The sequence below is a fragment of the Nocardiopsis sp. TNDT3 genome (assembly GCF_003427465.1).
In the GTDB taxonomy this organism is placed as follows: domain Bacteria; phylum Actinomycetota; class Actinomycetes; order Streptosporangiales; family Streptosporangiaceae; genus Nocardiopsis; species Nocardiopsis dassonvillei.
Genome location: NZ_QPFC01000121.1, coordinates 1 through 3,515 on the forward strand (window position 1 = coordinate 1; position 3,515 = coordinate 3,515).

General features: G+C 74.8%; 5 protein-coding genes. 3 read left to right on the plus strand and 2 right to left on the minus strand.

Features of this window, described 5'->3' with window-relative positions:
* Positions 1-222: 222 nt before the first annotated feature.
* A complete protein-coding gene (locus DQW06_RS03355) occupies positions 223-732 on the minus strand; it encodes a hypothetical protein (RefSeq protein WP_013151883.1) in 510 nt (169 codons plus the stop codon).
* Between the two features lie 144 nt (positions 733-876).
* Between DQW06_RS03355 and DQW06_RS03360 the strand changes: the two genes are divergently transcribed.
* Both DQW06_RS03360 and DQW06_RS03365 read left to right on the plus strand, forming a co-directional pair.
* Positions 877-1,302: a PPOX class F420-dependent oxidoreductase gene (locus DQW06_RS03360; RefSeq protein WP_013151882.1), complete on the plus strand. Its 426-nt coding sequence runs from the start codon at positions 877-879 to the stop codon at positions 1,300-1,302.
* A 10-nt stretch (positions 1,303-1,312) separates the two neighbouring features.
* Positions 1,313-1,528, plus strand: a complete 216-nt coding sequence (locus DQW06_RS03365) for a hypothetical protein (protein ID WP_117197942.1) — start codon at positions 1,313-1,315, stop codon at positions 1,526-1,528.
* Here the strand turns inward: DQW06_RS03365 and DQW06_RS03370 are convergent, their stop codons facing one another.
* Positions 1,529-2,470: a LysR family transcriptional regulator gene (locus DQW06_RS03370; RefSeq protein WP_013151881.1), complete on the minus strand. Its 942-nt coding sequence runs from the start codon at positions 2,468-2,470 to the stop codon at positions 1,529-1,531.
* Between the two features lie 84 nt (positions 2,471-2,554).
* On the opposite strand from DQW06_RS03370, the gene DQW06_RS03375 reads away from it, so the two are divergent.
* On the plus strand, positions 2,555-3,451 hold the full coding sequence (locus DQW06_RS03375; RefSeq protein WP_013151880.1) for an alpha/beta fold hydrolase: 897 nt from the start codon (positions 2,555-2,557) through the stop codon (positions 3,449-3,451).
* Positions 3,452-3,515 lie beyond the last annotated feature (64 nt).

A 3,515-nucleotide genomic window follows, 5' to 3' on the forward strand; every position in this document is an offset into this window, starting at 1 on the left:
CACCGAGGTCCGCTCCGGCGGGCGGCGGGACCGGCGACGGCCTGGTGCGCTTCTCCGCCGCCGTCCGGTACCCCCGGCGGGCGGCGGGACCGGAAACCGCCCAGCTCCCGGGGCTGTCCCCGCCCGACCCGCGGCATGGGTCCGGCGGGGTCCGCGCGCCGAACGGTGCGGGCAGCGTGCCCGGCCGTCGTGGCGCGGCCCTCGTCGCGCCGTCCCGCGCGTCTAGACGACGGTCAGGTGGTAGGTGGTGTCCACCCGGAAGCCCTGCCCGTCGTCCGCCCTGATCTCCAGCACGTACCCGCCGGGGCTCAGGGGCGAGACCGCGCCCCACAGCCCCCAGCTGTGCCTGCGGACCCACAGGGGGCTGCGGAACACCCCCTGGAACTCCTCCAGCGGCAGCGCGACGCCGTTGAGGTGCGCGTCGGCCCGCGCGACCGGCATGGCCACCGGCTCCCTGGAGTACTCGAAGGGGAACTGCATGTTGAACACCGGGAAGAACAGGGGGCGTCCCGTGGGCACCTCGCACCGGCGCACGACCCTGCCCCCGTAGGTACCGGCGAGGAACCACAGGTCGTCCGGCTGGTTGCGGGCCGCGTGCTCGCCGGTGGCGTCGCGGACCGGATCGCACCCCTCCGGCGCCGACCACACCCACTTCCACCAGCGCGCCGAGAGCGCGACGCCCTCACGGGCGCCGATCCGCCACGTCCCGTCGTCCGGCACGACCCCGCCCATGGCAACCCTCTCCCGTGTCCGACCGCCCGCGGCGGACGTCCGTGTTGCGCGGATCGTACCGATACGCGGGGTCGCGCCGACACGCGGGCACCCCGGCGCCGCGTCCTCCTGGAGGGACCGGGACCCGCGCACTAGCGTGGGGCCGTGACTTCTCTCTCCGACCCCCGGGTCCGCGACTTCCTGCTCCAGGGCACCCGCACCGGGATGCTCGCCTACACCGCCTCGGACGGACGGCCGCTGGCGGCACCGGTGTGGTTCGTCGTCGAGGACGGCGACATCGTCTTCAACACCGGCGCCTCCACCGCGAAGGGCCGGTCCATCGCGCGCGACCCCAGGGTGGCGCTCACCGTGGACCTGCCCGAACCGCCGTACGCCTTCGTGCAGGTGCAGGGCGAGGCCGTCGTGTCCGAGGACCCCGACGAGCTGGTGCGCACCGCCACCGCGATCGCCCGCCGCTACATGGGGCCCGAGCGGGCCGAGGAGTTCGGGCGGCGCAACGGCGTGCCCGGCGAGCTCGCGGTGCGGCTGCGCCCGACCAGGGTGGTCTCCGCCTTCGACATGGTCGGCTGAGCGCCCGAGCGTGAACATCCCCGGGAACGCGGTCCTGTTCGTCCACAACGACGACGAGAGGAAGCGGTGCCACAGCCTCAGGCCGAACAGCGTGGGTGATCGCGGCCTCACCACCGGCCGCCAGTTCCTGGACGACGCGGTGGCGGTACTGCGCCGGCACGGTTTCGGGGTCGACGCGTCGGATTTCGGCCCGGGCGGCCTCAAACCGTCGGCCCCGAAGGGCTGATCAGCCCGAACCCCCGGTGAGGACGTCGCTCCCGGGTCCGCCCGCGTGGCCCGGGTCCGCCCCCGCGGACCAGTCCACCGCGTGGGCCACGAACGCCTCCGCCGCCGCGGTGAGCGGCCCCCTCCTGCTGACCAGGGACACGTACAGGTGGCCGGTGGGCTCCAGGTCCAGCACCAGCGCCCCGGCCCGCTCGGCCAGGTCCCGCCAGGCGTCGGTGACCACCGCGATCCCGGCCCCGCCCAGCACCAGCGGCAGGAGGGACACCCGGTGCTCGCTCTCCACGGCGACCCGGGCGTCCAGGCCGCCCGCGACCAGTTCGTCGACGAACCGTCGCATGCCCGAACCGTGCTGTCCCACGATCAACCGCTGCCCTTCCAGCCGCTGGGCGCGCACGGGTTCCCCCGCGCTGAAGGGCCCGTCGGGCGGGGCGAGCAGCACGAAGCTCTGGCGCACCAGCGGATGGGCGCGCACCCCCGTCCGCGCGAAGGGCTCGGAGGTGGCCACCACACCGAGTTCGCAGGCGCCGGTGCGCACCATCTCCACGGCGTCGCGCGTGGTCAGCGCACTGCGGACCGACACCGACACCTCCGGGTGGCGCCGGGTGAAGCCCGCCACCAGGCCGGTCAGCGGCTCGATCGCCTGGGTGGGCAGCACGGCCACGTCCACCCGTCCGCCGCGCAGCTCCCGCACCGACTCGACCGCCGAGCGGGCCAGCTCCAGGGCGCGCACCGCCTCCCGGGCGGGCTCGACCAGCGCGCGTCCCGCCCCGGTCAGCACTACACGGCGGCCGATGCGGTGGAAGAGGTCGCTGCCCAGGTCGCGTTCCAGGGCCCGGACCGCCTGCGACAGGGACGGCTGGGACAGGTACAGGGCCGAGGCCGCCCGGTTCACCCCGCCGTGGTCGACCACGGCCAGGAAGTACTCCAGCTGCCGGACGTCCACCGCTCCTCCTTATAGGCCGGGCCTATCAACGATATCGACATCCGGTCTTGGACGTCCGCGCCCCCGGCCTGCTGGAATCCAGTCATGAGCGACCTCCTCCCCTCCGGATTCGCCCGCCGCACCGTGGACGCCGGGGGCGTGCGCGTCAACGTCCGTCTGGGCGGGGACGGCCCCCCGCTCCTGCTGCTGCACGGCTACCCGCAGACGCACCTGATCTGGCACCGCGTCGCACCGCTCCTGGCGGACCGGTTCACGCTGGTCATGACCGACCTGCGCGGTTACGGGGACAGCGACAAGCCCGCCTCCGACGAGCGGCACGCCCCCTACGCCAAGCGGGCCATGGCGCGGGACCAGTACCTCGTCATGCGCGGACTGGGCTTCGACTCCTTCGCCGTGGCGGGCCACGACCGCGGCGGCCGAGTCGGCCACCGCCTCGCCCTGGACCACCCGGAGGCGGTGACGGCGCTGTGCGCGCTGGACATCGTGCCGACCCGGTACGCCTTCGAGCACGCCGACGCCGAGTTCGCCCTCGGGTACCACCACTGGTTCTTCCTGGCTGCGGGCAACGGCATCCCCGAGCACCTCATCGGGCAGGACCCGGACTTCTGGGTCCGCACCCGCATGAACGCCCGCCACCACGGCGGCACCCCCTTCGCACCCGCCGCCGTGGACGAGTACGTGCGCTGCTTCCGCGACCCGGCCGCGATCCACGCCTCCTGCGAGGACTACCGGGCGGCGGCCTCGATCGACCTGGAGCACGACCGGGCCGACGCCGGGCGCCGCCTGGAGTGCCCTGTCCTGCTGTTGTGGGGACGGCACAGCTTCGTGGGCCGCCACTACGACGTGCCGGACGCCTGGAGCGGATACGCCCGCGACGTGCGCGGCCACGCGCTGGACTGCGACCACTACGTGCCCGAGGAGGCGCCCGAGGCCACGGCGCGGCACCTGCGCGCGTTCCTGGGCGGGGGCTCCGCGCCCTGAGCACGCCCCGGGCGCGGTTCCCGCGTCCCCCCTGCCCCGCGGGGGCACCGCGTGGTCCCGGCCG